21 protein-coding genes are annotated in these 26,160 nt (G+C 44.1%); 6 read left to right on the forward strand and 15 right to left on the reverse strand.

What is annotated here, in order from left to right; genetic code table 11:
• Nucleotides 1–115: 115 nt before the first annotated feature.
• Both FWE23_03145 and FWE23_03150 read left to right on the forward strand, forming a co-directional pair.
• Nucleotides 116–1,579, forward strand: coding sequence for a hypothetical protein (locus tag FWE23_03145; GenBank protein MCL2844433.1), 1,464 nt, complete (start codon nucleotides 116–118; stop codon nucleotides 1,577–1,579).
• On the forward strand, nucleotides 1,576–2,823 hold the full coding sequence (locus tag FWE23_03150; GenBank protein ID MCL2844434.1) for an SUMF1/EgtB/PvdO family nonheme iron enzyme: 1,248 nt from the start codon (nucleotides 1,576–1,578) through the stop codon (nucleotides 2,821–2,823). The genes FWE23_03145 and FWE23_03150 overlap by 4 nt, the downstream gene beginning before the upstream one ends.
• 52 nt (nucleotides 2,824–2,875) lie before the next feature.
• On the opposite strand, the gene coaBC is transcribed toward FWE23_03150, so the two are convergent.
• From coaBC to murA, 6 genes are all read right to left on the reverse strand, one after another.
• Nucleotides 2,876–4,075: a bifunctional phosphopantothenoylcysteine decarboxylase/phosphopantothenate--cysteine ligase CoaBC gene (coaBC, locus tag FWE23_03155; GenBank protein MCL2844435.1), complete on the reverse strand. Its 1,200-nt coding sequence runs from the start codon at nucleotides 4,073–4,075 to the stop codon at nucleotides 2,876–2,878.
• On the reverse strand, nucleotides 4,056–4,289 hold the full coding sequence (locus tag FWE23_03160) for a DNA-directed RNA polymerase subunit omega (GenBank protein ID MCL2844436.1): 234 nt from the start codon (nucleotides 4,287–4,289) through the stop codon (nucleotides 4,056–4,058). The genes coaBC and FWE23_03160 overlap by 20 nt, the downstream gene beginning before the upstream one ends.
• Nucleotides 4,286–4,855, reverse strand: a complete 570-nt coding sequence (locus FWE23_03165) for a hypothetical protein (GenBank protein MCL2844437.1) — start codon at nucleotides 4,853–4,855, stop codon at nucleotides 4,286–4,288. Before FWE23_03165 ends, FWE23_03160 begins: the two co-directional genes overlap by 4 nt.
• Nucleotides 4,856–4,866: 11 nt before the next feature.
• Nucleotides 4,867–5,055, reverse strand: a complete 189-nt coding sequence (locus FWE23_03170; GenBank protein MCL2844438.1) for a hypothetical protein — start codon at nucleotides 5,053–5,055, stop codon at nucleotides 4,867–4,869.
• Between the two features lie 91 nt (nucleotides 5,056–5,146).
• The gene (locus FWE23_03175; GenBank protein MCL2844439.1) at nucleotides 5,147–6,028 is read right to left on the reverse strand and encodes a YicC family protein; all 882 of its coding nucleotides are present in this window, start codon (nucleotides 6,026–6,028) and stop codon (nucleotides 5,147–5,149) included.
• Between the two features lie 68 nt (nucleotides 6,029–6,096).
• Nucleotides 6,097–7,413, reverse strand: a complete 1,317-nt coding sequence (murA, locus tag FWE23_03180) for a UDP-N-acetylglucosamine 1-carboxyvinyltransferase (GenBank protein ID MCL2844440.1) — start codon at nucleotides 7,411–7,413, stop codon at nucleotides 6,097–6,099.
• A 497-nt stretch (nucleotides 7,414–7,910) separates the two neighbouring features.
• On the opposite strand from murA, the gene FWE23_03185 reads away from it, so the two are divergent.
• Nucleotides 7,911–10,022 (forward strand): hypothetical protein, encoded by a 2,112-nt coding sequence (locus tag FWE23_03185; GenBank protein ID MCL2844441.1) that lies wholly within the window; start codon nucleotides 7,911–7,913, stop codon nucleotides 10,020–10,022.
• 278 nt (nucleotides 10,023–10,300) lie between these two features.
• Complete coding sequence (locus FWE23_03190) at nucleotides 10,301–11,323, forward strand: virulence RhuM family protein (protein ID MCL2844442.1); 1,023 nt, start codon at nucleotides 10,301–10,303, stop codon at nucleotides 11,321–11,323.
• 65 nt (nucleotides 11,324–11,388) lie between these two features.
• On the opposite strand, the gene FWE23_03195 is transcribed toward FWE23_03190, so the two are convergent.
• The 5 genes from FWE23_03195 to dnaJ form a co-directional block, all read right to left on the reverse strand.
• Nucleotides 11,389–12,780: a DASS family sodium-coupled anion symporter gene (locus FWE23_03195; protein MCL2844443.1), complete on the reverse strand. Its 1,392-nt coding sequence runs from the start codon at nucleotides 12,778–12,780 to the stop codon at nucleotides 11,389–11,391.
• A gap of 43 nt (nucleotides 12,781–12,823) precedes the next feature.
• Nucleotides 12,824–13,993: a putative DNA binding domain-containing protein gene (locus FWE23_03200; protein ID MCL2844444.1), complete on the reverse strand. Its 1,170-nt coding sequence runs from the start codon at nucleotides 13,991–13,993 to the stop codon at nucleotides 12,824–12,826.
• A gap of 111 nt (nucleotides 13,994–14,104) precedes the next feature.
• Complete coding sequence (nifU, locus tag FWE23_03205; protein ID MCL2844445.1) at nucleotides 14,105–14,974, reverse strand: Fe-S cluster assembly protein NifU; 870 nt, start codon at nucleotides 14,972–14,974, stop codon at nucleotides 14,105–14,107.
• A gap of 223 nt (nucleotides 14,975–15,197) precedes the next feature.
• On the reverse strand, nucleotides 15,198–15,947 hold the full coding sequence (locus FWE23_03210) for a glutaminyl-peptide cyclotransferase (GenBank protein MCL2844446.1): 750 nt from the start codon (nucleotides 15,945–15,947) through the stop codon (nucleotides 15,198–15,200).
• 13 nt (nucleotides 15,948–15,960) lie between these two features.
• A complete protein-coding gene (gene dnaJ / locus FWE23_03215) occupies nucleotides 15,961–17,121 on the reverse strand; it encodes a molecular chaperone DnaJ (GenBank protein MCL2844447.1) in 1,161 nt (386 codons plus the stop codon).
• Nucleotides 17,122–17,655: 534 nt separating this feature from the next.
• Between dnaJ and FWE23_03220 the strand changes: the two genes are divergently transcribed.
• Nucleotides 17,656–20,706, forward strand: a complete 3,051-nt coding sequence (locus FWE23_03220; GenBank protein MCL2844448.1) for a hypothetical protein — start codon at nucleotides 17,656–17,658, stop codon at nucleotides 20,704–20,706.
• 159 nt (nucleotides 20,707–20,865) lie between these two features.
• Nucleotides 20,866–22,434 carry an AAA-like domain-containing protein gene (locus FWE23_03225; protein ID MCL2844449.1) on the forward strand — a complete coding sequence of 523 codons (1,569 nt, stop codon included), beginning with the start codon at nucleotides 20,866–20,868 and terminating at the stop codon, nucleotides 22,432–22,434.
• Nucleotides 22,435–22,443: 9 nt separating this feature from the next.
• Here FWE23_03225 and FWE23_03230 read toward each other — a convergent pair whose 3' ends face one another.
• From FWE23_03230 to FWE23_03245, 4 genes are all read right to left on the reverse strand, one after another.
• Entirely contained in the window at nucleotides 22,444–23,289 is an 846-nt protein-coding gene (locus FWE23_03230; GenBank protein MCL2844450.1) for a class I SAM-dependent methyltransferase, read from the reverse strand.
• 100 nt (nucleotides 23,290–23,389) lie between these two features.
• Nucleotides 23,390–23,905 (reverse strand): DUF4416 family protein, encoded by a 516-nt coding sequence (locus FWE23_03235; GenBank protein ID MCL2844451.1) that lies wholly within the window; start codon nucleotides 23,903–23,905, stop codon nucleotides 23,390–23,392.
• A 9-nt stretch (nucleotides 23,906–23,914) separates the two neighbouring features.
• Nucleotides 23,915–25,756 (reverse strand): tetratricopeptide repeat protein, encoded by a 1,842-nt coding sequence (locus FWE23_03240; GenBank protein ID MCL2844452.1) that lies wholly within the window; start codon nucleotides 25,754–25,756, stop codon nucleotides 23,915–23,917.
• On the reverse strand, nucleotides 25,757–26,101 hold the full coding sequence (locus FWE23_03245) for a histidine triad nucleotide-binding protein (protein MCL2844453.1): 345 nt from the start codon (nucleotides 26,099–26,101) through the stop codon (nucleotides 25,757–25,759). It lies immediately after the preceding gene.
• Nucleotides 26,102–26,160 lie beyond the last annotated feature (59 nt).

Below are 26,160 nucleotides of genomic sequence, written 5' to 3' on the forward strand. Positions count from 1 at the left end.
TACGAAAAGGCGATTTTAAATGTAGGGGCGGGTTTCAAACCCGCCCTTACCCAAGAAAAAACAAACAAATCGGAGAAGAACAAATCGGAGAAGAACAAATCGGAGGAATGGTTTTATGAGAAAAAAGGTGGTGTTGTATTTTTTTGTGCTTTGCTTGTTTCCGTTTACGGGATACGGGCAGGTGCAGACATTTATAAGAGAATACACTTATCGGATGAGTGAAGAGGACAGCCGCAGAACGGCTCGGAATAAGGCGCACGAGCAGTTGCGGGCGATGGTGCTTAGCGAAGTGGGCAGTTTGGTGCAGGCGAATTACTCTTCCGCAATGACCGTCTCGGGTTCAAATGTTGAAGATTTGTATCGCGAAGTAATAACGATAAGCACGGTAGGCAGAGTCGGCTTGAAAGTTCTTGACGAAAGGTTCGACGAATTTACATATTGGGTAAAAGCGGAATTGACGGTCGATGTCGGCGCAATAAACGAACAACTCGACAAACTTGCAAGAGAAAACAGAGAGGTAAGTCAAAGAAAAGAGGCTCAAACTCAGCAAAATCGTCAAACAGAACAAGTTCAGGCGCAAATAACGGCTTCCGAAAGACAAATTACCGCGCTTGCAAACAGAGAAACAGCGGCACGAAACCAAAGAAACACCACGACAGCACGGCTAAACCGCTCCAGAGAAGAAAGAGACAGAGCGGACAGAGAGCACAATAACGCATTGGCGTTTTTGAGCGCAAATCCCGCCAGCGCCCCCGCGCGAAGAGCGGTAGAAATGGCTTCCGACAGTTTTGAAGAGGCAAAAGCAAACTATGACGAAATGTCATTGCAGGCAAAAATCGCCGATGAAGCGTGGACTGCCGCAGACAGCGAATTAAAACAGGAACGAGAGCGTTTGGCAAACCTGCGCGAGCAGTTGAGACGGCTTAATTCAGGCGAAACGTTTGAACAGATAGCCGCCCGTCCGAGCGTTCCCGCGCCTCAGCAACAACAACAAGCGTCGCCGTCTGTCGCGGATGCCCCCGCTCAACAAAGAACTGCGCAACAGGGCGGCGCGGCGGCAAACGAGGAGCGCGCGGGAATGTTTTTGCTTTCAATACGTCCCGAATTTGTTGCGGGAACATCCGTAATGAGCGCGGGCGCAACAATAGAAATCGGCGCAATTCTTAAAAACGGTTTTTATCTTACGGGAGAGATTGCGGGCGGCGCAATTTATTACGGGGGTGGGCTTAATTTGGGCGTGTGCATTAACCGCGACGGTTTTGTAAGAAACGTTTTGGGCGTAAATGCAGGTTATCGCAACAGCGTATTAACCGCCGAATTTACGCAAAACGACAAAGTATATATATCTAAAAACGGGACAAACACGAGTTTTGGCGGCGCATTTTGGAAATTAATGTTCGGCAACGCAGGCAATTTCGACATAAGCAACAAAATACTGTTCGGACAGCGAAACAATCCCGTTTCATTCAGAAAAAACTATAACGACGGCAGCGACGGCTTTGTTTACGAAGAGGGGCTAAACATAACTTATTCATTAAGTATCGGCTACACATTAACGAAAAGGAGACAAGCAAGATGAAACGGTTTATTATGCAAAAAATGAAATATTTACTGCCCGCGTTGCTTTGCTTTTCGGCGCTTGTCGCCTGCGATTTTATCGTGATGACAAAACCTGTGGACGACGGCGGCGACAGCGGCAAAAATCCCGTTGTAAACCGCTATACGGTAAGCTTTAATTCCAACGGCGGCTCGTTTGTCGCGCCTATTAACAACGTTTTGGAGGGGACAACCGTAAGCAGACCGAGCGACCCTGCAAGAGACGGTTTTAATTTTAACGGCTGGTATCGCGACGAAGCATTAACAAACGCCTGGAATTTTGCAAGCGACGTTGTTTCGGCAAACATAACGCTTTACGCAAGATGGACAGAAATACAAGGGACGGTTTTTTATACCGTGTCGTTTAATTCCAACGGCGGTTCGTCCGTAAATCCTATACAAGTAGCCCAAAACACAACCGTAAACAGACCGACCGACGACCCCACAAAAGACGGACATATTTTTGACGGCTGGTATCGCGACGAAGCATTAACAAACGCTTGGATTTTCGCAAGCGACGTTATCACGGCAAACACAACGCTTTTCGCAAAATGGAGAATTGACGACAGAATAGAAGACAACGAAAGCGGAAGAATAAGAATGTTCGGCGACATAGAAGCGGTATTTGTAAAAGCGGGAAGTTTCACAACCGTCGGCGGAACAAAAATAACGCTGACACAGGGCTTTTACATAAGCAAATATCCTATAACGCAGGCGCAATTTCAGGCGAAAATGGGCTTTAACCCGTCCGCGCCTACAATAGGCAACAACTTACCCGTGGTAGGCATTACTTGGAGCCACGCAAACACATTCGCCGCAAATGTCGGCGGCTTTTTACCCACCGAAGCGCAATGGGAATTTGCGGCGCGCGGCGGCAACAAAAGCAATAACTACACATACAGCGGCGGCAACAACTTAAATTCGGTAGGCTGGTACATCGATAACAGCAATAGTATCCTGCAAGCCGTAGGACAAAAATCGTCCAACGAAATAGGTATTCACGATATGAGCGGCAACGTCTGGGAATGGACGGCGGACTGGTACCAAAGCGGCTACCCGAGCAGTCAAACCGACCCGACAGGCGCTTCCGACGGCAATGAAAGGGTGTTCAAAGGCGGTAGCTTTATGCAAGGCGCCGAAGACAGCCAAATAAGCTCCCGCGACGGCAACATCCCAGCCAGCGGCTTCCCGATGGTAGGGTTTAGGGTAGCGTTTTCGGAAAATTAATATTAACTTAGGGGCGAAAAATCTTTCGCCCCTAAGTTAATTTACAACACCCTCAAACAACAGCCTCTAAAATCCGCAGAGCGGAAACAATTTTTTCCTGCTCTTCAAACTCTTGAGTTTTGCCGTTTTGGCTTATAATGGTAATTTTTGATTTATCTTTTCCGATAGCGTTTTCGGCGTTATTAAAAACACATAAATCGGCGTTTTTGCGCTTCATTTTCTCTGTTGCTCGCACAATGCCGCCGTTTGTTTCAAGCGAAAATACCACTAATTTTTGATTTGCGGTTTTCTTTTCGCCGATTTCTGCGGCAATGTCGGGGTTTTTTACGAGCTTTATAGAATATTCGGCGTTGTCTTCCCGCGAAATTTTTTCGGTCGCCGTGTTTTCCACTCGAAAATCGCTCACCGCCGCCGCCATAATTATTATGTCGCTGTCGGGAAGTTTTTCGATTATTTCTTTACGCATTTCGCAGGCGGTATTTACGGAAATTTGCTCAATTCCTTCGGGAAGCCTTGCTTTTGCTCCGCCCGATACCACGCAAACCTGCGCGCCCGCAAAAATTGCCGCTCTTGCTAAAGCCGCCCCCATTTTTCCGCTTGACGAATTTGTTATGAAACGAACTGCGTCTATAGGCTCGGCTGTGGAGCCGCTTGATATAAGTACTTTTTTGCCTGATAATTTTCCTTGCAAATCACTCTTTTGCAAAGCAAGTTCCGCGTATTGGGCAATGTCGTCGGGACTCAACATTCGTCCTGCTCCTACAACTCCGCAGGCTAGTTCGCCTACCGCTGTGGGAAGCACGAAAATTCCGCGCTCTTTAAGCGTTTTTACGTTTGCCTGCGTTGCCGCGTTATTCCACATATTAGTGTTCATTGCGGGAGCGACAAGTATCGGACAGGTGAGCGACAAAAAGGTGGTCGAGAGCAAATTGTCTGCAATTCCGCAAGCCATTTTTGCTATTGAATTTGCAGTTGCGGGAGCTAAAATGAACAAATCCGCCCATTCTTCGAGGCGAATATGTCCCATATCGAAATTTTCGTCGCTTATTTTGTCGCCGTAAACGGGTTCTTGCGAAAGGGTTTTCAGCGCGTCTGTGCCGACAAGATTTTTTGCGGCTTCCGATACGATTATTTTAACCGAATGCCCCTGTTTTTTTAGAATACGAACAAGGAGCGGAATTTTGTACGCCGCAATTCCGCCCGATATTCCTATTAGGATGTTTTTATGGCTTTTAGCCGACGACTTCGTCATCTGTTTCGACTACTTTTCCGTCGAAAACACGGCGAAGAGCAACAGTCGAGGGCTTTTCGCCTCTCAAATCCATTCCGGCAATTCTTTCTTGGTCGTTGAGCCATCTTGCTTCTTTTGCCGCCATCAAAACCGCCTTGTAGCGGCTGATACCACGCTCTTTTTCGAGCTTGTCAAGGTTCATTTCAAGGGCTGCGTCACTACTGCTTTTTCTCACAATTCCTCCGTTTTTAGTGTTTCGAAAATTTGGCGATTATGTTGCTCTATCAAAAAAAGTTCGTTGGATAAGGACAAGATAAAAGTCCTATTTTCTTTAAAAGAGTGAAATAATTCTAATGTCCAATTTTTCATATATTCATTTTTATCGCCAACATTTGCAGGAAATACAAAATCTTTTTCTTTGATAAAAGTTGCAAATCCTACGTCTTTTAGATTACGATTATCGCAAGTAATAAAAAAATGCAGTATCCCCAATCCTGCAAGTGCAGCTATTTTTTCTTTTATTAAGGGGCTTTTGTAATTGGTAATTGTTAAATCCAACTCATTGAGAATGGCAATCATAAAACAAGCGGCACATTTATGTCTATCTAAGCGTGGGATTTCTTGGCTGCTATTGCGCATATATGCTCCTTTTACGTAAAAATTCAAATCTGAATAATTGCGTAATATATTAGGCTTGGATTTTTCGCAATCTAAACGCAACATGGATGCGTTTTCAAACTTTATTTCGTCTACCATATTCAAAAAATTATCAAAAAGTGTAATGAAATCTTCTGGCTTCATAATATTGCGCCTCACCATGAATTGTCGTTAAGAATATTCATGTTTGGAAAGAAAATTTTTGCTCCATCTTTTGTTGCAGCTTTTAAATTTGCACTAAACTCAATATCGCTGTTAACGAACTTGTATCTGTCATCGTTAACGCTTCTTAGGTCTTTTGCTCTTATACTGCTTATTCCTTGCGGATTTAACACTTCTGCCATTTTCTTATTCTCCTACACCTTTATTTTTATTCTACGTTTCTAATTGGATAAAATACGTTATGCGCACGCTGATGCGCAAGAACGATTTATTTTACAACAAATTCAACGATTGTTCGCGCATTTGTTCGGCTACGTCTTTCATCGATATTACAATGTTTGCAATCGCGCTGTCGTTTGCTTTTGAGCCTATTGTGTTTATTTCGCGATTTATTTCCTGAAGCCAAAAGCCGAGCTTTTTTCCGACCGCGCTTTCTTCTTCGAGCATCTTTTTTGTTGCCGAAATATGCGTTTTAAGGCGGGTTGTTTCTTCGGTTATGTCTAATTTTTCGCACATCAAAACTATTTCTTGCGCAATTCTTTGCTCGTCCACGCATTCTTTTTTCAAGGTTTGTATGGCGGTTTGTAATTTTTCCTTGTATTTTTCCAGCCTTTTTGGCGCAAGAAGTTCTACTTTTTCGACGCTTTGCGAAATAAAATCAAGCGATTTCAGTAAAACGTCTCTTAATTCCGCGCCTTCCCGCTCTCTTTCTTCTATTAAATGCTCGACCGCTTTTTCGATTGCTATAAACATTTGTCCGACAAACGCTTCCGCCTCTAATTCTTGGGGTTTTGCAACTATTATGTCCCTGAAAAACGGTTGCAGAAGCGAAATGTCTTTTGGCGTTTCCGCGTTCATTTTTTGTGAAATCTCGCCGAAAATTTCCAAATATCTGTCAACCATTTCTCTGTCGTAGTCAATGCAAACGGTTTGGGCAAGCGCCGTTTCAAAATTTACGCTTAATTTTACCGTGCCGCGTTCGAGTTTGTCGGCAAGCAGTTTGCGCACTTGTTGTTCCGACGAACTGAAAATTCGCGGTATATGACATTGCGTTTCCATAAAACGGTTATTGACACTGCGAACTTCCGCCGAAAATTTCCCGCTTTCAAAAACTTGCTCAAAATGTCCGTAGCCCGTCATACTCTGAATAGACATTACAAAACTCCAAAATAAAAAATGCGGGGGAAAAATACATTATGCCGCAAAGCAAAACGGCAATTTTTTTATTTCTCCCTGATAATATTAGCTCCGATTGCATTGAGGCGAACGTCGATTTTTTCGTATCCGCGGTCGATTTGCTCAATATTATGTATGCGGCTCATTCCTTCGGCGGACATTGCGGCTATCAAAAGCGCCATTCCCGCGCGAATATCGGGCGAAGAAATTCGCGCCGCGCTCAAACTTGCAGGTCCCATAATTACCGCTCGGTGAGGGTCGCAAAGAACTATTTGAGCACCCATTGTCTGCAAATTGTCGGTGAAAAACAGGCGGCTTTCAAACATTTTTTCGTGAATAAGCGTAGAGCCTTTTGCCTGCGTTGCCGCAACGAGCATAACCGAACTCATATCCGCGGGAAATCCGGGCCAAGGGGCGGTTTCTATTCTGGGGATGTAATTTCCCATATCTGTTTTAACCTCGAAGCGCTGATTGTCGCGGATATGAAGCGTGCTTTCGTTTTTGTTGGCGATGACGTCAATTCCGATGCGCGCGAATTGGTGGAGCGGCATTTTCATAACATCGGTTTGGACGTTTCGCAGAATTATGTCGGAATTTGTGCAGGCGGCAAGCGAAATAAACGACGCCGCTTCTATGTAGTCGCATCCTATTGTATGGCTCACTTCGGCAAAGTCGGGGCGACCGTAGATTTTAAGTATATTGCTTCCAATACCTTCGATTTTTACGCCCGCTTTAACCAAAAAGTTGCACACGCCCTGAACGTGCGGTTCGCAAGCGGCGTTTATTATGGTGGTTTCGCCGTGCGCTCCCGCCGCCGCCATTACTGCGTTTTCGGTTGCGGTGACCGAGGCTTCGTCCAAATAAATTTCCGTGCCGACAAGTCCGCTTTTTGGGGCGGTTATGTAATAGACCATAATTTCTTCGCCGCAATCCAAGGTTTCGTTTCCGAGCGATACTTTTGCGCCCAGTTTTTCAAAAGCCATAAAGTGAGTGTCGAGCCGACGTCTTCCTATTTTGTCGCCGCCGGGTTGCGGAAGCGCAACTTTGCCGAAACGCACCAAAAGCGGCGCCGCAAACAAAATCGAGCCGCGTATTTTTCGCGCCATATCAAGCGGAAGTTTGCCGTTTGCGACGTTTTTGCTGTCGATAGTAAGCGTTTTTCCCGAAAAATCGACGTCTGCGCCCAATTTCTGAGCAATATTGCACATTTCGCGGACATCGCCGATATCGGGAGCGTTTTCCAAAACGCTTTTATTTCCCGTCAAAATAGTTGCGGCAACCAAGGGCAACGCCTCGTTTTTATTCCCCGCGATGGTCAATTCTCCCGCAAGCCGTCTTTTTCCTTCAACTACAAATACGCTCATTGTTTTCTCCATTTTTCCTGAAATTTTGTTCCTCTTCGGACACGGCAAAAGCAACAAAACTTATTTTGTTTTCAAGTTCTTTATTTGCGGAATTTACCGATACGCTTGCATTCATATAACTATACTCCTTGTTCTGTTGACGATAATAAAATACTATATGCCGTCTCAAAACTTACAAAGAAAAGCGGAAAATATTGAATTTCTCAAAAATTTCCCCATCCTACAGCAACAATAAATTATTTTACAACTGCCAAAACAATAGCGGTCGTTATCGACTGTTGTTTATCGTAGTGGGAAACTGCTACAAAATTATACGCCTTATAAAAAATGGTTTGCACGCTTGGTCTGTGCTTCCCCATTTTTTGTTAGGCATACATTTTTATGTAAACGACAGTAGTTTGGTCTGTTATTGTTTTGGCGAATTGTAATAGTTCGGCAGCGCAGACCTTTTTCTGTTTCTGTCTGAATTTTAACTTTTATGGGGAAAGGTTGCTCTTATGGAAAAATCTATTATACGTCCGCCGGTTGGAATCGGCAAGGCTCTTCATTTGTTATGCAAAAACAACAAAGGCGCTTCACTTGTGTATGTGCTTATGACGTTAGTTTTTGTCGGAGCTATTGCAATGCTCGTCCTTAATTCGGCAAGAAAGGAAACTATTGATTCTTCTTTGCGCGCTTCTTCGGAAATGGCGCGCTTTGCGGCGACGTCGGGGTTGACTTTAGCGGCAACGCTTTTGTCAAATCCCGCCGCGAATATTCCTGCTCAAGGCATAACTTCGCAAGACTTGTTGAGAATATTGTATTTCAGGTCAGAAGGAAGAAATGCGCAAGGACAACCGTTGCAGGCGGATGAAACTCGGCTTCCGCTTGAAGCTCAAAGATGGATTGTGGGTGGTGAAAACGCGTTCCTGCCAGATGAAAACGGAATGAGATTTCGCGTTCGGATTATGAATATTGATTTTTCGCAGATAGGAAACATAACAGAGGAAATCCCTCTATCCGGCACTCCTGCAGTTCGGCGATTTAGAAACGGACGGAACTTAAATGATTCGCGTATTACTGTTCAATTTCAAAGCGAGGCTATTGACCCGAGTGGTAGTCGGGCGCGGAATATAGGGGTTTTTCAGGTTTTTGGGTATGAAGACCCGGGTGGAGTAATAAATATTCCAACCAGCGCGCTGTATTTGAATGGCGGTATAGATTTTATCAACACACGCTTAACAGTCCGAGGAGACACTTTTCTGAGGGGAGCCGGAGTTATGAATCATAATGACCATCTGTTTGACGGCGAATTTAGACGAAGAGGCAGACCTACTGGTGCCGAAGGCGGGCGCTTTATTGTCAGAGGAGCAACGTTTAATGGTCCAGTATTTTTTGGCTTAGATACTACCCCTCCCGTTATAGCGGACGCTCCGATTCAATTTGAACCGGCTCCTGCAGGTGCAATATACACATTTAACGATGCTGTTGGTTCTGAGTCAAGCATAATAGCAAACACATTAAATTTTCATAATGATGTATTTTTAAATGCAGGTGCAGTAGCCATGGACGGTCATGGGAGATGGCGTTTTCACGGAAACAGCAGGTTAATGACGAGAAATGGTCGTACTTATGGGGCTGGAGGATTAAATCCTCCGGGAGGTGGCGCCGGTAATAGTCGCCAAGGTGCGCAGTTTTTATTTAGTGCGACAGATGTGAATCTTAGACCTCATAATTTCAATCCTCCCGGCAACCTTAACCTTTCCATCGATCTTCAAATCCCATTCCCCCACGTTCCTTGGGCAGTCGCCCAAAATTTCTTTAATGTCGGTTGGAATCATGCCTCAACCGCTCCGATGGATTTACTTGACTCGCTTAACGAACACTCGATTAACGGAGTTTCTCTAATCGACCCGCCTGCGATTGACATTGACTTGACCAGACTTACAGAGATGGAATATCAAGGGCGATGGTATAGCGGAAGTATGTTAAATGCTCTTTTTGCAAGCGCCACAACTGCCGCAAATAGGGCTGCAAATAATGGCTGGATGGTGTTGCGCTGGCGACAAGATCCTGCCGGCGGCGATCCATTTTGTTTTGACCGCGTTGAGTCGGGATGTGCTAACGACCTTGCCGGATTTACAGGAAGGATGGTTTTAATTCTTGATAATCAAAGCGCCCCTGCCGGTGCATTTACAACACAATTTTTCAGAAGCGCGCACATACCCAACAACCCTGCGGCGTCCGGCATTACGGTAATTGTTGTTGAGCCAAATCTAAATGCCACGCAACTTGGTAATAATGGTATGATAAGGGGGTTAATAATAAATCGAGGCGTAGGGGGACTTGCCTTGCAAACATCCGGAGATAATATGACGATACAAGGGGCGGTTTATAACGTCGGAACAGGAGCTTTAGGCTTGACAGGCGGTCCCAATATGCCGCCAAACCAACCCGGCAGAATTACCATTAATTACGATGAAGTCGTTCTTCGAGAAATAATGGAAACCTTACCGGCAGGAACGATTACAATCGAAGGAGCTGAGGTGTTGCCACCGAATTTAGCGCTGATTCCCCCAAACCTCAACCCTCGCGGAGCGTACACCGAAATTTTAAACAGATGGTTTTGAGTTTGTCGGAAAATAATTTTTTCTGAGGCGATTTTTGGAACGAAATTTTCACACCCCCAAAATCCCGCGCAAAAGGCAAGCGCAATAATTAAATACGAAGCGGGAGCTCCGTTTGCCACCAATGCGCCCGCTATGGACAAAACGGTGCCGCTTATGAAAATTGTGTCCCAATTTATGGTGGGGTAAAATAGAAAAACATCAAAAAATGAACGTCTTTGGTTGAGAAGTGTTAGCGCATTTAGTATTTTAGCGGAGAAATTATAAGCCAAAGGACAAAAATGAGTAAAAAACAAGAAGTTGTAATTCGCAACAGCACGGCTGATTTTCTAATTTTCACTCGCCAAAACGGCGAAGACGGCATTGCTGTTCGTGTTGAAGATGAAAACGTATGGTTGCGAGCAGAGGCGATAGCAGAACTTTTTCAAAAAAGTCGAACAACTGTTGTAGAACATCTAAAACACATTTTTGAATCTAACGAATTAGATGAAGTTTCAGTTTGTCGGAAATTCCGACAAACTGCGGAAGATGGGAAAAATTACAATGTGAATTTCTACTCTTTAGAAGCAATAATAGCCGTTGGTTATCGCGCGGATTCCAAAAGGGCTGTGGAATTTCGCAAATGGGCGACAAGTATATTGAGCAATTTTGCAAAAAAGGGCTACGTGCTTGACAAAAATCGCCTTATCAACGACCAAGTTTTCTCAAAGCAGTATTTTGACGAACTTATTGCAGAAATTCAAGAAATACGAGCAAGCGAGCGAAAATTTTATCAGAAAATCACAGATATTTATGCCACGTCTGTTGATTATGATTCCACAAGTTCGACAACAAAAGAGTTTTTTGCTAATGTTCAAAACAAATTGCATTTTGCTATACATCAAAATACCGCCGCAGAATTGATAATGAAGCGCGCAGATGCGATGCAAGAAAATATGGGGCTTGCAAACTGGAAAAATGCACCATACGGAAAAATTATTAAAACCGATGTAAGTATCGCAAAAAATTATCTTTCAAAATTGGAATTGGCGGATTTAAACGAAATTGTTGCTATGTATTTAGATTACGCAAACCGTCAGGCAAAAAAATATATTCCGATGACAATGAAGGATTGGAAAGAAAAACTTGATGTGTTCTTAAAACTTAACGGTGAAATAATTAGCGATGGCATAGGTCGAATTTCTCACGAAATAGCGAAAGCGTTTGCAGAAAGTGAGTTTGAAAAATATCGTGTTATTCAAGATAAAACATACAAATCGGATTTTGATAAAATTATTAACGAATTACAAGGGACAAATAAATGACTACCGAAAAATCCCCAACGCCGAACTGCGTGGCATATTCGGGAAAATCGACGAGAAGTTCGACTTCACACCCCCAAAATCCCGCCCATAAAAGGCAACCAAAACGCTAAAATCGCCACTATTGCCACTTGCAGAAATATTGTGGATTTGCACATATCCGTCATTCGATAATATCCTTTGCCGTAAGTCAATAATTGCACGGTGTCCAACGGGAACAAATAGCAATTTCCCGCGCAAAAGGCAAGCGCAATAATTAAATACGAAGCGGGAACTCCGTTTGCCGCGGCTATGGCGACAAATGGCGCCGCCAAAACCGTGATAAGCGCGGGGGCGGAAGTTATTATCAGAAGCATTACGAAAGAAATTATTGCGGCAAGTCCGACCAGCATATTTGCATTCAGCGTAAGATTTGCGGGATAAAGCGTTTCTACCAACCACGCGCTTGCTCCGTTTGCCACCAACGCGCCCGCTATGGACAAAACGGTGCCGCTTATGAAAATTATGTCCCAATTTATGGTTGGCAGGAATTTTTTCCAAGACAAAACACTAATTCCGGGCATAAAAAACAAAACGCCGCCGAGTAGCGCAACCGTGAAAATTTCCAAGCCGCTTATCCACGAAGAGGCTATCCAGAGAACGAACATTGTCGCTATAATTGCGATTACGGAAATTTCTTTTTGCCCGAAATTCTCTTTTGTTCGGATATTTTGCTTGTATTGCTCTATTTTTTGAGGGGCGATTTGAGCGGGTTTGTAAACTTTCAATATCAAAAACCACGCAAAAGGTATAAGGATAACGACCATAGGAATTCCTATCGCCATCCATTGAACAAAACTTACGGTTTTGCCCGTGTGTTGCTCCAAAAGCCCAAGCGCAAGCAGGTTAAGCGACGACGAAGCGGGGGTCGCTATGCCGCCTATCATTGTTGCGACGGGGATTGCTATCATAAACGCCTTGCCGACGGATTTTTTCTCTTCGCCGTCTTCCAAAGAATCAATAAATCCAAGCGCCATTGTCATCATTATTGCGCAGGCGGGGACGTTCGACATAAAAAAAGATACCGCCGCCGTGGCTATCATCATAGTCAAAAGAATGGCTTCCGTGCGATTTTCGGTTTTTTGCAAAAGCGCGGATAAAATTCGCTTTGTTAGAGGAACGTTTGTTATTGCGGCGGCTATTGCGAAAGAGGCGATAATAAAGAAAATAACGGGGTGCGAAAAGCCCGTAAGCGCCCCCGCAAAATTTGAACTAACGCCAAATATTGGAATTAACCCGATTGTTAAAAGTGAACTGACGGACGGCGGCAATGCTTCGCTTATCAGCAAAATAAGGAAAAACAGCGCGAGCGCAATAGTATTTTTGCCCTCAAGCGTTAAACCGTCGGGAATCGGTATGAGTAAAGTAAAAAGTAAAATCGAAATTGCCGAAGCGAAGCCGATTTTTTGGCGTTTTTTCATGAAAATATCCTATTTTTGTTGTTTGTAGTCGAAGTATTTCTTTTCAAGCAATACTACGCGGTATCGTAACTGTGAACTGATTGCCGGATTCATTATTTTCGAAGCGAATATTCGTTTGCTCTTTAATTGCTCGTTTTAATCCCGAACCCAAACCGCTATATGGAAGTAAATGTGAAGCAAACATAGCCATTTGAGGGTTGCGAGGTACGGCATTGCCGTATTTTATGTCTTCTACGGTTAAGCCGTTCGGAAGTTTTCCGGGGCTTATTATTTCTACTCTGTCGTCAAATATAAACAGACGGATTGGCGCGTTTTTAAAGTAATCTCTGTGAATAAGAGCATTTTGTAATACCTCTATCAATGCTTCTTCCGAAATCTCGAGAACGCCTATTGAATTAAAGGTTTGTCCTTTTTGGACGTGGTGCAAATTACTTCTTAAAAAGTCCATTCCCTGTTTAAATAAAGCGGGAATAGTTCCCTTAAAGTCGCTCGGTTTATTTCTATACATAGTTCCCGCCAAATCATTGCCGAAAAACGATACCGCTTTTATTGTAAAGGCAGGTCTTATGTTCTGAGGTTCTTTTCCAAAAAAGAGCAGACCGGCTAAAGTAAGTTCCCCTTTATGTAAAATTCTTTTTGCTTTTAACGCCTGTTCATAACTCAAATCCTTTTCCTGAAAACTTACCTTGAATTCCTTTTTGAAGTAATCGGAAAAAGCCGTTGCGTCAATATCGTTTATGTCGGCTCCGTAAACAGGCATTTCGTCCGCAAATAAATTTGCGCTTTGTTGAAAAAGTCGTATAATTTCGGAATTTTCCATCAATAGCCGCTTGTTAGACCCTTGTTTTACATATATTTGCCCCTGCGAAGTTTTGTAGGGCTTGTTAATTCCTTCCGGCACATGGACTATTAAAATACGTTTTTCGACGTCTTCATCCGCTATTCTTACGACTTCTGTAGAAACATAAACCGTTGGCTTTATACTGTCCGCAAATTCCGCAATTTTGCGATCGGCATACTCTATTTGCTCCGGCGATAATCCGACTACGCCGTTGACTTTATCTTTTATGCCCAAAAGTATCATACCGCCTATGGAATTAGACATTGCGACAATCTCTCTGCACATGCTTTCTTCTGACGGCAATGCCTCTTTAAACTGCACTTTGCTGACTTCGCCGTCTTTAATTATTTCCAATAATTCCGCCGCTTCCATATCTCCTTTTCCTCCTCACACCGCCCGAAACTTTACCTGCGCCTCAACCGTTTTTTTTAATATTGTGCAATGTATTTTGTGCAAAAAATTTTTTGCCCCTACATTCCATCTTCACTCGGCTACCACCACCGCTTCGGCAAACGCTTTTTCTTTCAGTTCTTTCTCAATAAAGCCCTTTATTGTCGCCTGCGAAGACGGACAGCCGCTGCATTGTCCCAAAAGTTTAATCTTGATTTCATTGCCGTCGATGTCTATAAATTCGCAGTCGCCGCCGTCGCTTTGAAGCGCGGGACGAACGATTTCGTTCAGGACTTTGCGTATTCTTTCGATTTTCTCGAAAGTTGTGAATTTTTTATTTTCGGGAACTTGCGAAGTTTCGCTTTTTTCGTCGTGATTATGCTCTTCGTCCATTTCCGAAAGCGTGCGTTTCAGAATGTTTTCTATGTCGCCTTTGCAACCGCCGCAACCGCCGCCCGCTTTGGTATAATTTGTGATTTGCTCAACCGAAACCAAGCCGTTTTGACGAATTTGATTTACTATGTCGTCTTCGTAAACGTTGAAACAGGCGCAAACCAAACGCGATTTTTCTTCTTTTTTTGTGGTTTTTCCGCCGTTTCTGTAGAATTCTATTGCCGATTTAAGCGCGTCTTGTCCCATTACCGAGCAGTGCATTTTTGCGTCGGGAAGTCCGCCGAGTGTTTCGGCAATGTCTTCGTTGGTTATTTTTTCGGCTTCTTCCAAGGTTAGCCCTTTTACCATTTCCGTGAGCATTGACGACGAAGCAATCGCACTGCCGCAACCGAATGTTTTGAATTTCGCGTCCGCTATTTTCTTTTTCTCATCGTCGAGTTTGAAAGTAAACCGAAGCGCGTCGCCGCATTTTATGTTGCCGATTTCTCCGATACCGTCGGGATTTTCAATTTCGCCTACATTGCGCGGATTTAAGTAATGTTCACGAACTTTATCTGTGTATTCCCACATATTTTTATCCTTTTTCAGAATTTTTTACGTTGTTTCACACGGGAAAATACTTTTTGCGCCGTGCAGGAGCGCGCTTTTTTGATTTTATTTTTGCTTTTTTAAGGCAATTATCTAAAATTTCGGCAATGAACTTATTACGAAATCGCGTAGGGGCGTATTGCATACGCCCGATTTCTATCTGTATATGATTTCTGTCGGCTATTTGGGCGTATGCAATACGCCCCTACTTTGCCCTAGCACTTATGATGTAAAAATTTCGCCAGCGTTTGCCTGAAATTAGTAGAGTGTTGCTATCTATTTCGGCTATTCCGTTTAGTACGTTGCCGTCTCTTATGGACGGATTTTCGCGCCGCCGCAGTTCGGTTAAGTCAATAAAATGCTCTATTATGCCGCTTTCGGGGTTTATGCCGAAAATAGTGTCGCTGTACCAACGGTTTGCCCAAATTCTTCCGTTCCAGTATTCCAATTCGTTGAGTTTATCGACGGGAGCGCCGTTTAGGGTTGCGGTAATTCTGTGTGTTTCGTTAAAGTTTTGGTCGCGAAAAATTACCTGCGAACTGCCGTTTGTCATTGCAAAAAGACGTCTTCTCGAAAGAAACGTGAGCCCCCAGCCTTCGCCGACATACGAAAATTCGGCTACTCGCTCAAGCCCCAAAGTCCAGACAAACGCTCTCTGCTCTTTCCACGATAACTGCCAGAGCATACTTCCGTCAAACGCTAAGCCCTCGCCGAAAATTTCGGGAACGGCGACGAAGCGCAATTCTTGCCCCGTTCTTTTGTCTATCTGAATTACCTTACTGCCGCGCCCGACCGAACCTGTACTCTTATAAATATGGTCGCCGACAATAATGAGACCTTGCGTAAAACTTTGCGGATTGTGCGGGAGAGTGCCTATAACCTCAAACGACAAAGGAGTGGCGGCAAAACTTATTGCCGCCAAAATAAAAATCGTCGAAAATGCTTTTTTTATCAAACTAAAACCTGTTTTAATTCCACATACTCGTTATTTTGCGGAAAAAACTTTTGGGTTGCTGTTCTAATTTTTGCAGTTCTTCAAAAAGCTGGCGCTCTTCTTTCGACAAAGATTCGGGCGTTTTCACATTTATTTTTATGAGAATGTCGCCTTTTGTCTTTTCGTTGTGAAGCACGGGCATTCCGCGACCTGCAATTTTTATGACCTTGCCCGATTGCGCGCCCGCGGGAACTTTAACTTTGATTTTATCCGAAAACGTTTCGATAGTCCGCTCGCAACCCAAAGCCGCCTCGCTGAAAGTAATGTCCATTTCGGTCATTAAATTTATGCCTTGACGTGTGAAAATCTGGTCTTCTTTTTCTAAAATTATTACAATTAAATCGCCCTCTGTGCCGTTGTTTGCGCCTTTGTCGCCTTTGCCGTCAACGGTTATGTAGTTGCCTTCGCTTACGCCTGCGGGGATTTTGATTTCTACCGTATCTTCGCCGAAAACTATGCCCGTTCCCGCGCAAGTATGACAAGGGTCGCCGACAGCTTTTCCAGTTCCCGAGCATTTGGGGCAGATGGTTTCCTGCACCATTTGTCCGAAAATCGACTGCATTACTCTGCGCACTCTTCCGCTTCCGTTGCACTGTTTGCAGTTTTCGAGCTGACCGTTTTTGGAGCCGCTTCCGCCGCAGGTAGAACATCCTACTTTGTGTTTAAGTTTTATGGTTTTGGAAACGCCGTCGTGCATTTCTTTAAGGGAGAGCGGGAGTTTAATCTGAATGTTTTTGCCTTGATTGACCCGCGTTTGCGTTTTGCGCATTCCTCCTGCGCGCGACCCGAATATATCGCCGAAGAACGAATCGCCGCCGAAGTCGCCCATAAACGCTTTTAGCGCTTCGTTCAAGTCCATTCCGCCGAAGCCCCCGAAACCGCCTCCGCCAAATCCGCCTCCGCCGTTGTCAAACGCCGAGTGCCCGAATTGGTCGTATTGCTTGCGCTTGCTCGGGTCTTTTAGTACTTCGTACGCCTCGGTTGCTTCCCTGAATTTTTCCGCCGCTTCTGGGTCGTTAGGATTTTTATCGGGGTGAAAACGAACCGCGAGTTTTCGGTATGCTTTCTTAATTTCGTCTTCGCTTGCCTCTTTTGAGACGCTCAACACCTCGTAATAATCTCTTTTAGCTGCCATTTTTGCTGTAAACTCCTAAACTTTTATTATAATTTTAACGGGAAAATAATTTAATTCTTTGAGGAAATGCAAGTTTTTTTGCAAATTTTTAAATTTCCCCTTGACTGTGTTTAAAGATAAATATTATTTTTTGCTCCGTGTTATTATGGTGGCGGCAATAACTTATAAAAATCTAAAAGGTGTGCAGGCTATAATTATGGGCAAAACAGGTTGTGCGATTAAAAATCGCGTAAATTCAAACTCTGAAATTTTGTTTTCAAGAATTTTTACAAAATTTCAAAATACCCTTGACAGAGACGTGCGGCGTAAAGTACTCTCTCTCTCTCTCTCTCTCTCTCTACGTGTATATATGTATTGTTGGTTATGCAGTACTATATTATTCTTGCTTGACAAAAACTTTACAAAGATATTTAAAAACACGGACGCATATTTTATGCGCCCTTTTTTTTCATACGCTATACTTTGCAAAAAAACGGTTATCAATAAGTGTTTTTTATTTTCTCTTAACATTTAAATCTAATAAGGAGGTTTTTAATGAGAAAATGGGGTAGTTTAACAATGATTTTAGCCTTTTTGGCGTTCATTGTGTTTTTGACGGCTTGTTCGAGTGATGATTCGGACGAAGTAGTAGTAAAGAGTAGTGTTGTCGCGCCGACGGGCATAGAGGCGACAGCAACGGGAGAGTTTGTGAATGTTTCGTGGGAAGCGGTTGACGGCGCTGTGAAGTACAATGTGTACCGCAAGACGCAGGGTGAGACGGGTTATACCCTTATTGCCACAAGAACCGAAACGTTCTTCATTGACAATGTTGCGACTTTAGAAGACGTATCGCAGATTTTCTACAGAATTTCGTCTGTTGATGCCGACGGAGATGAAGGCGCTATGTCCGCTCCGCTTTCCGCAACCTGCTTTCCGCCTGCGGCGCTCAAAGATTTGAGAGCGTTTTCGCAACAAGCGACGGGGACGAATGACGTTAACTTGTTTATTCGCGTAGAATGGCCCGCTGCGCTTAATGCAACTCATTACGAATTGCATTTTGCCGACAGACCTTTCCCTGCGGAAGGCGGAGCGGACGAAGTTCAGACAATCATAAGAACGACAGCGGCGACTACTCACGATGTTTTTCACGATTTTGCTCCTGAAAAATTCTATTTTTTCAGAGTTAGAGTGATAAGCGGTTGCGGAGTAAGCGAATTTTCAAATATGGATTCTGCTTCGACCGGTTGTTTAACTCCCCAGATCCCTGTCGGACTAACCACTGTTGTTGAGCAGAATACAATAAGAGTGAGTTGGAACCGCGTTCCGGGTGCAACCAGATATGTGATTGGTATCACCGGCGTTCCCGGAATGAACAGCAGAACTGTCAGCGATACCACCTCTGTGTTTAACGTGGGTTTCGGAGTACGCGGAGTATTTACGGTTAGAGCAGAAAACGATTGCGGTTTGGGCAGAGTTTCTGTTCCTGTTGTGGCTACAACGCCCTGCGATCCGGGGACAGTTCCCGCCGGTGTAGCAGGAACGGCGGCTGTTGCGCAAGGTCAGACGCGCATTTTGATAACTTGGACGGAAAGCACAGACCAGACGGTAAGCGGATATCAAATATTCCGCAGTGCAACCGAAAACGGAACTTTTGCGCTTGCTGGCAGCGTTAACGGCAGACAGAACGCAAGATTTTCAGACACAACGGGACTTGTTGCGGGAACAACATATTTCTATAAAGTGGCTGCGGTAAACGCTTGCGGAATAAGCAATGTTTTCACTCAAGCGCCCGTATCCGACAGAACATGGGTTAATTGCGCAGGCGAAAACGGCGCTCCGACTGTTCCGGCTAATGTAGCGGTTGTTATCAGAACCGAAACTCAAATGCCCGAGATGAGAATTTCGTGGGACAGAAACGTTAACGCGGATTCTTACAGAGTGTACCGCGTATCGGGAAGCGGCACAGATGTTGTGCGTAATCTTATCGGAACAACAAGAGAAGCATTTTTTATTGATGTGAATTTGTTGCCGAACACAAGTTTTTCTTATAGCGTAAGAGCGGTTAATTCCTGCGATACCAGCGCTTTTTCTCCTGCCGTAAGCAGAACAACCGATATTTTTGTTCCGGAAACGCCTGCAACGTTTGGATATACACCGCTTTCGGCGACCAGAGTGTTGCTTGAATGGGACGCTTCAAGAGGCGCCGACAGTTATGAGTTGTATCGTTCGAGCGGCTCTACTTTCACGCTTCACAGAACGCTTACGGAAACATTCTTTGTGGACAGTGATTTGGATTCTACAAGAACATACAAATACTTTGTTATCGGAACGCATTCTCGCGGAACGGACGGCTCAAGAAGCCAAGCTTCCGATACGATAAGCGTAGGACCTTTAGGCAGAGATTGCGGTACTATGACGGTTTCAGAGGTTATGGCTACGCCTGCTTCCGATACTTCCATAGTAATTTCTTGGACAGGCAGTGCAGAAAGCTTTAATGTTTATCGCGGTATTGTAAGCGGTATAAATGCGGCAACTCTTATTCAAAGAAACGTAAGAGGGCATTCGTTTACCGACCGTAGCGTGAACAGAGACATTGCATATTACTACTTTGTAAGCGCTGTAAACGCCTGCGGAATTGAGAGCGCAAAAACAGTTGCTTCAAACAATCCTGTAGTAATTTGTGAAAGAGCTACTGCCGTATCAGGTTTGCAAGTTCAAAACATAAGCACTGCAGCAAGCACTATTTTCAGAATTTCTTGGAACGACCAAGCTAACGCGGCGCGCTACTTAGTACAACGCGCTTTAGCTGAAGGCACAGATACGAATTGGTCGTTTATTACTCCGGCGCCCACGGGCGGTTTGGCGGGTATTGCAGGAACAGTTTTTGTCGATGACGCTCAAACATTAGTCGCGGGAACAACTTATCGATACAGAGTTATTTCCGTAAACATCTGCGGAGTTAACGGCGACACGTCGGCTATCCAAACAGCAATAAACTGCATAAGACCCGTGGCTGTAAGCGGTCTCGAAGCAGAGGCTCTCAATCAAGGCAACGCAGTTCGTCTTAAATGGGAAAGAGCCGATATACCTATGGAAGGCGGTTATAACATTTACAGATCGGAAAATGAAAACGGTCCGTTTGTTTGGGTGGCTAGAGTTCCACAAATAGCGTCTGACTTGGATATTCTTCCGACAAGGGATATCACCACCCATTTGGAATTTGAGACAACCTATTGGTTTAGAATTACAACGGAGATTCCTTGCGGTGGCGGCGTTATTGAAAGCGAACACGTAGGCGCTAACACTGTGTCTGTAAGAACACTCTGCGATCTCAGTATTTCCTCTATAACGTACGATGGAACAAGATTTGTGTGGAGCAGAGTAAACGGCGCGACTGGCTACGACCTTGTAATAACAAGATGGGCAAGCGGTACTCCTTTTACTGAGTTTAATGGTATGGTAGAGGGTAATTTGTATGATTTCACAGCATTACCTGGGGCGACTTATAGCGCTCGAGTCAGAGCAAGAAGAGGCACTGGCATTAGCACTGTAATTAGTCCAGTTTGGACTGATTTAGGAGCTTCCATTTTAGTTCCAATACCATAAACGAGTGATCGTTTAACTTTTCAACAAGAAGGCAGGCAGTTTTGTCTGCCTTCTTTTGTCTTTTCAAAGAGCGGCGCCTGAATTCGGCGGGTTTTTGTTTTCAGACTGCGGCATAACGTATTTTATGCGATAAATAATAAGCAAAAAAGGAGATGGAATATGCGCAAATTTAATGTAACGGGACTTTGCGTGCCTGATTTACACTATATGGCGGACACAAGCGAAAAAATAGCTCAGATAAAACAGTTTGTGGATCAAGGAGAATATTTCGGCATAAACCGCGGCAGACAATACGGAAAAACAACGACGCTTTTTTTGTTGGAAGAGCAACTTGCAGAAAAATATACCGTAATCTCGATTAGTTTTGAGGGAGTTGACGACGAAGTATTTGAAACACCCGAAAGTTTTTGCCAAGGTTTTCTTGGCTTGTGCGCAAACTATTTTACACAAAGAAAACTGCCCGGCTCCGAGGTTTGGGTAGATAAGACCGTTGATACATTTGCCGCTCTTGACGCTTTTCTTGATAAAGCTTGCGATAAGACAAAATATGTTTTAATGATAGACGAAGTCGATAAAACTTCAAACAATACCATTTTTTTGAAATTTTTAGGTGTTTTGCGCGACAAATATCTCAAAAGACCCCGAAAAGTCGGCGCAACGTTTCAAAGCGTAATTTTAGCCGGAGTTTACGACATAAAAAATCTTAAAGTAAAAATGGTGCAAGCGGGCACTCATCAACTCCAAGACGGCGAAAAACGCATAAATTCACCTTGGAATATAGCAATTAACTTTAATGTTGATATGTCGTTGAGCGTTAAAGAAATCGCTTCTATGCTTACGGAATACGAAAAAGACCACAATTCCGGAATGGATATTCAAGCGGTTGCCCAAGAAATTCGCGATTATACAAGCGGATATCCGTATCTTGTTTCAAGAATTTGCGAGTGTATCGAAAAAGAATTGGGGCGAAACTGGACAAAAGACGGCGTTCTGGAAGCGGTAAAGTTAATTCTTCAAGAGCAAAGCACTCTAATTGACGATTTGGGTAAAAACATTTTAGCCGACAAAGAATTGTCGGATTTGCTTTACGACATAACGATAAACGGCGCCGCTTATAAATTTAGCGCGACCGATTACGCTATGGGATTAGGATTTACTTTCGGGTATTTAAGAAATAAAAACGGAAAAGTTGTCATAGATAACACAATTTTCGAATTAATTATCTACGAGCATTTTATTACGGAAAAACAGCGAAAAGGCATTCGTATAGACAGAGTGGTTTCGAGCGACGTAGTAAAAGGCGGCAAGTTTGATATGAAACTCTGCATAGAGAGATTTGCGCGACACTATTACGAACTTTATCGTGAAAGCAGTAAAAAATTTTTGGAAGAAGAGTGCCGAATGCTGTTTTTAACATATATCAGACCGGTAATAAACGGCGCGGGTTTTTACCATATAGAAAGCGAAACCCGCAACGCCGAAAGAACGGACGTCATTGTAGATTACGGCGCGGAACAATTTATAGTAGAGTTAAAGCGCTGGTACGGTGAAGCGGCGCACGAAGAAGCATACGACCAACTTTGCGGATACTTAGAAAGCAAAAACAAGGATCTCGGCTTTTTACTTACCTTCGACTTTCGCAGCGAAAAAAACATCGGCAAACCGCAATCCAAATGGGTGGAACATAAAGGTAAAAAAATCTTCGATTGTATGGTTGGTTTCGGGTAAGTATATCTCTTACTTCGTCGCCCAGAAAATTCCGTATTTCGCCAGATTTTTCTTGACCGCCCAATACTGATACCAAAGCGCATCATTGGGATAATCGCGAATTTCAAAAAACTTGTCGAGTATGTGCCAATGTATCGAAAAAAGCGACCAAGCGAGCATAATTCTTACCGTTCGCATTACGTTTTTGGTTATATCCGTAAAGTCCGCCGTCGAAAATCCGACCAAATCCGCGTTTTTCTTCCATTGTTCCATAGTTTCTAAGTTGTTGAGTTTCCAGCCGTCCATCCAGCGGTGCATTATTCTTTTGTCGTTGCCTTGCATTATATCTATGTCTTTGGCGGCAAATCCGTCCGCCATTGCGAAACGTCCGCCCTTTTTAAGAACGCGGAAAACTCCTTTTATGAAATCGAGTTTCGGGTTGGAATAGCATATACTTTCGAGCCCCATAACCACCGTAAACATTTCGTCTGCAAAGGTTAAATTCATATAATCCATAAGCACAAATTCGCACAAATCCTCGACGCCCGCTTCTTTTGCGCGGCGTTTTGCGGTTTCTATCTGTTCGGGAACAATTGTAATTCCGACGACTTTGCAACCGTAAGTCTGCGCGAGCCAAACCACGTTTCCGCCGATGCCGCAACCTGCATCCAAAACATAGTCGTCTTTTGTAATGTTGATTTTTTCGACAAGTTTTTCGTTCATTCGTCGCGAAGCCATTTTTTGGGTTTTTACGCCTTTTTCCCAATATCCGTAGTGCATATCGGGTCCCCAAAGCGTTTCAAACGCCCACGCCGAATCCAAATAATACTTGATAACATCTTTATTATTCCAGTTTACTTTATTTTTCCAGCTCATATTTACTCCTTTAATATAGTTTTAAAGGGACGAAAATACGTTTTGGGCAAACTCTTTAACGGACGAAAAATGTTTCGCCCCCACATTTCTGCTTTCTATGCTACGCTAACTTTCGTCCGAAGAGCAACAGCTCTTGTACGTGGTCAAGCAAATAATCGCTGTATGTCCACGAAAATCGGCGAATTTTGTCGTTTGCTTCAAAGTGAATTGTAGTTTCGGCAAAAATTCCTTCGCCGATTGCTATTCTGTGAAAATAATCTTTTGCGCTTGCAAGCACAAATTTGTCTTTTGTGATATATCCGGGGTCTAAATTTATGCGGCGGTTTCCGTTTTCGGCGTTCTTTTGCTCAAATTCGTTGGTTTTTATTTTTAGTTGCGCCAAAAATTCTCTTTTCATCGGATTTTTGAAAACTATGTAAATTTTTTTTATCTTGTTGCCGCCCATCTCGGCATCATAATAGTCGGTTTCGGCGGAAAAATCGATTTCGGCGGACATTTTTGCAATATCGCCAAGTACTGTTTTCAGGAAATTTAACGCTTTTTCGCACAGGTTTTTGTCGTTAAACATAACGGCGCAAAAAGGAATAACAAGCGGATAATTTTTTGCCGTTGCCATTAAATATACCTATATCCAGCTTTGAAAATCGGGAAGAATTGCTCTGCGCTCCTGCGGTGTTGCAGTGCCGTCTTCTTCGTCTTCGCGCCTTGCTTCGTTGCCTAAAAGTTCGGCGGCAGTTGCTTCGAGGCGTGCGGCGTGTTCTTGCGCAAATGCCTGCGCCTCATTTATGTTCATCATTTCCTGTGCCGCTTTACACTGCTCGCTTTCGGGATAAAGGTCGCATAAGCGAAGAAATACCATTGCAACCGTTGTGTCGAGCACGCCGTCTCGTGTGGTTGCTCGTCTGTTTGCAAGCCAACCCGCCGCAAAAAGCGCGCGCGCCGCCACGTCTTCTATGTCGGGAAATCTAAGCGCCGTAAGCAAATATGCGTGATAAGCGTCCTGCGAAAATTCGCCGTCATTGTCTATCATAAGTTGTTCGGCAACGGCGAATTGGACATTTGCCGAATCGCGCCTTGTCATCAAAGTAATCTCTAATCCGAGTTGCTCCTGCGCCGCTTTTGCCGCCTCGAACTGCGGATAATTCAGAATAATCGAATTAAAAATACTGTCCGACGTAATAGTGTCGTTTTTTATGTCTCTGTATATATACGCCATAGCAAAAAGCGCTATAGCTCTAACGCTGTCGGGGGTCTGCCTCGCTTCCACAAGCGTGCCGAAATACGCCATTGCCGAGTCGGGAAGAAGCGCCGAAAGCCAAAATTGCGTACCTATCCTAAGTCTGAAATATGCGCTGTCTATCGGCTCAAACGGGTCGGCTTCGTTCATTTGGGCGCGCAGATTTCTGATGTTTCTCAAGCCCTCCTGGCGTTGCGTTATGCGCTGTCTGAGTTCCTCGTCCTCGCGGGGAGTGAGCGCGAGCGCGCTGTCGAGCTGGATTTCCGCCGTATCGAGCAGTCCTCGGATATCTATGTTTACGGTTGCGAACTCAAACCACGTTCTGCCGCGCACTCTCGGGTCGCCGCCGATTGCTATAATTTCGTCGAAAATTCGTATGCCCTCGTCAAATCGTCCCATATCAATGAGAGTAATCGCTTTTTCGAGCATAATTTCTGTTCTGTTATACAAATACGCAGGTCTTGAAAGCATTAAAGTCGCGAATTCTATAGCCTCGCGTCGTCTGTAAAGTCGCCGTAAACACTGCAGTTTGCGAAACTCTACTCTGTAAAAATTTTGCGCTAACCTTCTGTCGAAATTTGGGAGATTTTCGGTATAAGAAAGCGCCCTCTCGTAGTCGCCCGTATTCATATTCAGGGTCATAAGACGCTCTATTATTATCAGACGCGCGCGAGGGTCGGTTGTTTGCGCAAGTCGCTCTTCCAAAGCCGAAATTGCCGCCATAGTTCCTTCGAGTTCTATAGCCAAATCCGCGCGAAGCATAACCAAATCCTGATTGCTCGCCATTTCGGGAAACCGCTCCAAAATTTCGTTTACATAAGCATAAGAAGCCAAAAAATCGCCGACACGTGCGTTAGCGCGGGCAAGTTTCAGAAGCGAGCGCGGAACAAATCTGCTTTCGGGAAAAAATTCCAGAAGTATTTCAAAATCATTGATTGCCGACATATATTCGCCCAGCGCAAAAAGCGAAAGACCTTTGAGGAAATACGCGTTGTCGTGCGCCCTTTCGGAGCGTGGGAATTCCAAAAGCACTTTTTGCGCTTTTTCGATTGCTCGCCTGTAAAGCGGCTCTGTTTGTCTTGCAATTACAGCCGAATCCCGCGACATTCGAGCGCCTTGTCTTTCGATGCGTTGGGCTCTTCGGAATGCTTCCGCACCGTTGTAAAGAGTATTTACATACGCACATCCGCCCATAAAAAGCAGTAGAAAAACAAGCAAAAGCCCTTTCATTTACGCGGGGCTCCAACCCATTTTTTTGCCGCCGAGTATATGAATATGCAAATGGAAAACGGTTTGTCTTCCGTTTTTGCCGCTGTTTACCACCATTCGATAACCGCTTTCGTCCAATTTATACTGTTTCACGATTTTTGCCACCGCCGCAAACAAGTTTTTAGCAATTTCGCCGTTTTCGTCGCCTATTGAGTGAACGTTTTCAACGTGAGTTTTCGGCACAAGCAAAAAATGAGCAGGCGCTTTAGGTGCAATATCCTTAAACGCAAGACAATTTTCGTCTTCATAAACCTTTTCGCAGGGAATTTTTCCCGCAATAATCTTACAAAACAAACAATCTTCCATAAATTTCTCCGACATTGCTTTAGTTTTTCGTAATTTACGCGAGTAAAATACATAATATT

This window comes from Chitinivibrionia bacterium (assembly GCA_009779925.1).
In the GTDB taxonomy this organism is placed as follows: Bacteria; Fibrobacterota; Chitinivibrionia; order Chitinivibrionales; family Chitinivibrionaceae; genus WRFX01.

Excerpts from the sequence above, each read along its gene's own strand:
- FWE23_03145 (MCL2844433.1), top strand. The coding sequence starts at position 116 with ATGAGAAAAAAGGTGGTGTTGTATTTTTTTGTGCTTTGCTTGTTTCCG.
- FWE23_03150 (MCL2844434.1), top strand. The coding sequence starts at position 1,576 with ATGAAACGGTTTATTATGCAAAAAATGAAATATTTACTGCCCGCGTTG.
- coaBC (MCL2844435.1), bottom strand. The coding sequence starts at position 4,075 with ATGACGAAGTCGTCGGCTAAAAGCCATAAAAACATCCTAATAGGAATA.
- FWE23_03165 (MCL2844437.1), bottom strand. The coding sequence starts at position 4,855 with ATGAAGCCAGAAGATTTCATTACACTTTTTGATAATTTTTTGAATATG.
- FWE23_03170 (MCL2844438.1), bottom strand. The coding sequence starts at position 5,055 with ATGGCAGAAGTGTTAAATCCGCAAGGAATAAGCAGTATAAGAGCAAAA.
- FWE23_03175 (MCL2844439.1), bottom strand. The coding sequence starts at position 6,028 with ATGTCTATTCAGAGTATGACGGGCTACGGACATTTTGAGCAAGTTTTT.
- murA (MCL2844440.1), bottom strand. The coding sequence starts at position 7,413 with ATGAGCGTATTTGTAGTTGAAGGAAAAAGACGGCTTGCGGGAGAATTG.
- FWE23_03185 (MCL2844441.1), top strand. The coding sequence starts at position 7,911 with ATGGAAAAATCTATTATACGTCCGCCGGTTGGAATCGGCAAGGCTCTT.
- FWE23_03190 (MCL2844442.1), top strand. The coding sequence starts at position 10,301 with ATGAGTAAAAAACAAGAAGTTGTAATTCGCAACAGCACGGCTGATTTT.
- FWE23_03195 (MCL2844443.1), bottom strand. The coding sequence starts at position 12,780 with ATGAAAAAACGCCAAAAAATCGGCTTCGCTTCGGCAATTTCGATTTTA.
- FWE23_03200 (MCL2844444.1), bottom strand. The coding sequence starts at position 13,993 with ATGGAAGCGGCGGAATTATTGGAAATAATTAAAGACGGCGAAGTCAGC.
- nifU (MCL2844445.1), bottom strand. The coding sequence starts at position 14,974 with ATGTGGGAATACACAGATAAAGTTCGTGAACATTACTTAAATCCGCGC.
- dnaJ (MCL2844447.1), bottom strand. The coding sequence starts at position 17,121 with ATGGCAGCTAAAAGAGATTATTACGAGGTGTTGAGCGTCTCAAAAGAG.
- FWE23_03220 (MCL2844448.1), top strand. The coding sequence starts at position 17,656 with ATGAGAAAATGGGGTAGTTTAACAATGATTTTAGCCTTTTTGGCGTTC.
- FWE23_03225 (MCL2844449.1), top strand. The coding sequence starts at position 20,866 with ATGCGCAAATTTAATGTAACGGGACTTTGCGTGCCTGATTTACACTAT.
- FWE23_03230 (MCL2844450.1), bottom strand. The coding sequence starts at position 23,289 with ATGAGCTGGAAAAATAAAGTAAACTGGAATAATAAAGATGTTATCAAG.
- FWE23_03235 (MCL2844451.1), bottom strand. The coding sequence starts at position 23,905 with ATGGCAACGGCAAAAAATTATCCGCTTGTTATTCCTTTTTGCGCCGTT.
- FWE23_03240 (MCL2844452.1), bottom strand. The coding sequence starts at position 25,756 with ATGAAAGGGCTTTTGCTTGTTTTTCTACTGCTTTTTATGGGCGGATGT.
- FWE23_03245 (MCL2844453.1), bottom strand. The coding sequence starts at position 26,101 with ATGGAAGATTGTTTGTTTTGTAAGATTATTGCGGGAAAAATTCCCTGC.